At 39.2% G+C, this 4,021-nt stretch carries 3 protein-coding genes; all 3 read left to right on the top strand.

The window, feature by feature from the left end:
* The first annotated feature begins 131 nt into the window (after positions 1 to 131).
* The 3 genes from QSE00_RS25030 to QSE00_RS25020 all read left to right on the top strand — a co-directional run bounded on the left by QSE00_RS25030 (position 132) and on the right by QSE00_RS25020 (position 3,839).
* Positions 132 to 866: a hypothetical protein gene (locus QSE00_RS25030; RefSeq protein ID WP_286108003.1), complete on the top strand. Its 735-nt coding sequence runs from the start codon at positions 132 to 134 to the stop codon at positions 864 to 866.
* A 50-nt stretch (positions 867 to 916) separates the two neighbouring features.
* Complete coding sequence (locus tag QSE00_RS25025; protein ID WP_286108002.1) at positions 917 to 1,174, top strand: hypothetical protein; 258 nt, start codon at positions 917 to 919, stop codon at positions 1,172 to 1,174.
* Positions 1,175 to 1,901: 727 nt separating this feature from the next.
* The gene (locus tag QSE00_RS25020) at positions 1,902 to 3,839 is read left to right on the top strand and encodes a ComEC/Rec2 family competence protein (protein ID WP_286108001.1); all 1,938 of its coding nucleotides are present in this window, start codon (positions 1,902 to 1,904) and stop codon (positions 3,837 to 3,839) included.
* The last annotated feature ends 182 nt before the right edge of the window (positions 3,840 to 4,021 follow it).

Below are 4,021 nucleotides of genomic sequence, written 5' to 3'. Positions count from 1 at the left end.
CGTACTTTTTGCCAGTTCGGTGCAGGATTGCACACTTTTTTTTGATACATAAATTTTAGATTTAGATTAATCCATATAATTTACGAAATCTAGCTGAAAAGGTTACCGAAGGTTTAGTTCAACTAGAAAATATGCGTAATATTTTTTCAGGGTTGAAAGCAGTTCAATTAGAAAATAACTATTGGAGTTTAGTGGTAATACCTGAAAGCAATGCTAAAGTGGTGGAGATGACCTATAAGCCTAAAGATAGAAACGTGGTTCAGCCTACGCGTTCATTTGATCGTTTTCGTTTTGAGGAATGGGTCAGAGAGGGAGATGGCCCAAAACCTGATGGAATTTTAGGGTATGAAATTGTGGAGCAAAGCCCAACAAAAGTAATTATTGCACTTACAACAAATGATGGCGCACGAATTGAACGTACAATCAGTCTCGAAGGAGATGGCATCCACTTTGAAACCTCAATAAAGTCAGAGGTGGACCGTTCCTTTAATTTCTTCGTACACCCGGAATACAATGCTGGGTCGGGCTCTTTAGACCCTCAAGAAGTTGGTGTTTATGTTAAAGCTAACCATTGGTTGCAGGTAAACCAGGGTTGGGAAAATGCAAAACCAACAGAAAGGACAAATTCAATAATGAAAGAAGGTCTTAAAGGGGGTTCCTTTGCCTATTTTAATCAGAAGTCCGGATTTGGTGTTGAGCAACGTTTTAAACCGGGTACTTTTGAAAATTTAAATCTTTTCTGGAGTCCAGAGCGAGTACAGATCAATTTGGAAATGACGCCTAATGTTAAACAACTTAAAGCGGGGCAAGAGGCAAGTTACGCTTATGCTATACATTATTTGGATAAAGCACCAATAAATAATTAAAAGTTACTCGCTCTCCCCAAATATTTTTAGAATACTTTAAACTTAAAATTATGGTAAAAAAATTTAGGTTTCTATTGCTTTTAGTATTTTTTAGTCTTGGTTGTGAAAGTAATGGTGATGGCTGTGAAGAAGGTTATGTAAGGCAAGTTGGACCAGATGCTTCTGAATGGTGTGTAGAAGAATTTAAGAAAGATGGTATTGACAAAGAGTACCGAACCGGAGAAAGTTATTATCATCAAAAGTATGGCCTAATAACATATACTAGTGGTAAATGGACAGACAAACACAATCAAGTAATTTGGCCTTAGTATCATTTAAGGATTCCATGCATCAATATAGTATCTAAAAAGGTATAATATCAAGCTTACTTTCTTAAATCTTGGCAAATTTGGCTTTTGTTAGACCATACGGACTTTACAATCCAACACCCAAGTCCTAAGGATTCTTGTGAAATACTAACATGTAGGTATATTTTAGACAATAGAATTATAGTTACGTGGATTAAGTTTTGTTGGCATTATGCCAACGCGTCAACCTGCTTTATTTTTGATTCAGCCACTGCCTAAACCAATAATTCAAAATGTACTATAATATCTTACACCTGCCAGCCGAAGCAGTTTTGTGAAGGCAGGCGATCCATTGCCATAGGTTAAGGATTGCCAATACAAAGGCCAATGCCCCAACTCGCATAAACTTTAAAAGATTCCAAGTATTTCAACAGTATGCCGTTCTTAAAACTCTTTTTAAGTCGACTACCACACACTTGGCAAGCAAGTAAACTACCTCGGGGCAAGCCCGCGAGGCATTCGTAGGAAACGACCTTTAATTTTCGAGGCAAGCCTCGGGGTATTATACCCTTTGGCGGTGCCAATAAAATGAAAACCTTAAAAAGTCTATGGTTTTTATGTAGTTGTTAGTAAAATTTTATTTGTAACTTTTTAGTCTCCAGATAATTACTGCCTACGTTTTTACTTTCCCCCATTAAATAGCTGTTATTGGCACTATGGTATTGAGCTAATCTCAAAATTGTTATTTATGGCACAGGGGTGGATTCGGGCATATAATGATGAGTATCGCTTTTTTAAGGATAAAACCTATAGTCGCAAGGACAAATCATTCTTTAGAAAAGATTTTACTACCTCCTTTTATGTAACCGCAAATGAAAACGCAGCAGTTCTCAAAACATTACATTGGGGGGATGAACTCATTCTCCCGGATGGAATAGGGTCGGACGATTGGACGAGAGGTATTGTTGATGGACAAGAAGGATTTCTCAAACGATGGCATGTAGTGGAAATAGGCTATTTGGCCAAAGATGTCGATGATAATAAAACACCCTACACTTCTAGACTCCAGTTATCCAATAACGAATACCGCAAGGATTTACTTTGGGGAGATTTAATCCAGATCACCAAAAGGGAAAACGATCTATGTAGTGTAAGGGCTAGAGGTTGGTTTGGAAAGTTAAGTTCACATCTTATTGGCGAAAAAGCACTTTTAAATATAAATTTTATTGACGTAGGTCAGGGTGACGGTGTACTTATTCGTTTTCCGGAAGGAAGACATATGCTCCTCGATGGAGGATTGCCAAGGGCGAATCAGCAAACAGGTAAAAATGGAGCGGATTTTGTAGACTGGAAATTCTTTTTTGATTATGGTCATTATAAAATTCAACTAGACAGTATGATGGCTTCCCATTGTGATTCCGACCATTACGGCGGACTTTGGGATTTAGTGAAAAAAGACCCGGAAACTGATTTGGAATTGGATTGCATCGATTTGAAAATTGGTGAATTCCACCATGCCGGACTATCTACCTGGGTAGACAAGGGTGATACTCATAAAGACGGTCTTGGACCCACAAAAAGCAGTCATTTCACCCGTCTCTTAAATGATAGGCAAGATGCCATTTCGTGCCTGGATACCGATAATCAGGACACCTTGAGTGGCCATTGGAAATCATTCTTAAAAGATATTATCGAGGAACTTCCTGAAACTACCTTCAATAGGGTAGGGGTAACCTCTGAAAGTTTAAAGGCAGGACAGGATTTACCGGAAATTTGGCCAAATGCATCCGATTGTAAGATCAAAGTATTGGCTCCGGTGACCAAAAATGTAGACGGTCAGCCCGCTTTAAAGGACCTTGGCAACTCGGGGGTCAATAAAAATGGCCATAGCATTTGTCTGAGACTCAACTACCACAATGCCCAGATATTGCTGACAGGTGATTTAAACAAAGCGAGTATGGACTTTATATCGGAAGCGTATGGAGATCGAATATCCAGTTTCAACTGCGATGTCGCCAAAGCTTGTCATCATGGCAGCCATGATATTTCCTATAAATTCTTACAACATATAAATGCTGGAGCTACCATAATCTCCAGTGGGGACGCTGAAGGTTACGCCCATCCAAGACCAGAGGTCGTGGCGGCCAGCGCAGTCACCGGACATGTGGATATTGACCTGGTAAAGGACAGATTGGTAACTCCCTTGGTATATATGACAGAGATAGAGCGCTCAGTTTCACTAGGAAAGGTTACACATATAAAGATGCGGAACTTTCATGATGGAAGTGGTAATGTTAACGATAAGGCCCTGTTGGCACTAAATAAGGCAGAAATCAGCAAAGCCTCCTATCTCAGTACGGATGAAAAGGAAGCGCTTAATGCCATACAGGATTTAAACGAAAAAAAAGCACACAGAGAGGCGTTGGAGGAGCGTGAAAAGACGCTATTGGAAACTATGGAATTGGAATCGAGACAGTTTGAAACCAGGAGCGATTTTCATTTTAAAACCGTACACCAACTGTTCACGATTTCCTATGCCACAAAACCACTGGAACGCTCCCGTATTTTGACCAAAAACCATTATGGCCTGGTCAATGTACGTACGGATGGTGAAACCATCATGTGTGCCACTATGGAAGAAGAAGGTGCTGGATGGACCATACATACGTTTCCGGCAAGATTTTGAGAAGTTACTTTTTTTTTGAAAAGGTATTTTTCAAAAAGGTAGACAACACACTTAGTGAGTAATTAACGTGAGTTCGACTTAAGAAATGGGTGTTTTATATTGCAGGAAAAGCAGAAAATTGGTATATTTAAGTTATTGACATTCAAATATTTAACCAATTATCTGCTTATGATTTCTACCGA

Origin of the sequence: Arenibacter flavimaris, assembly GCF_030291335.1 — a bacterium.
GTDB lineage: Bacteria > Bacteroidota > Bacteroidia > Flavobacteriales > Flavobacteriaceae > Arenibacter.
The sequence above is the reverse complement of the archived record's forward strand: the minus strand, read 5'-3'. Positions and strand labels throughout refer to the sequence as shown.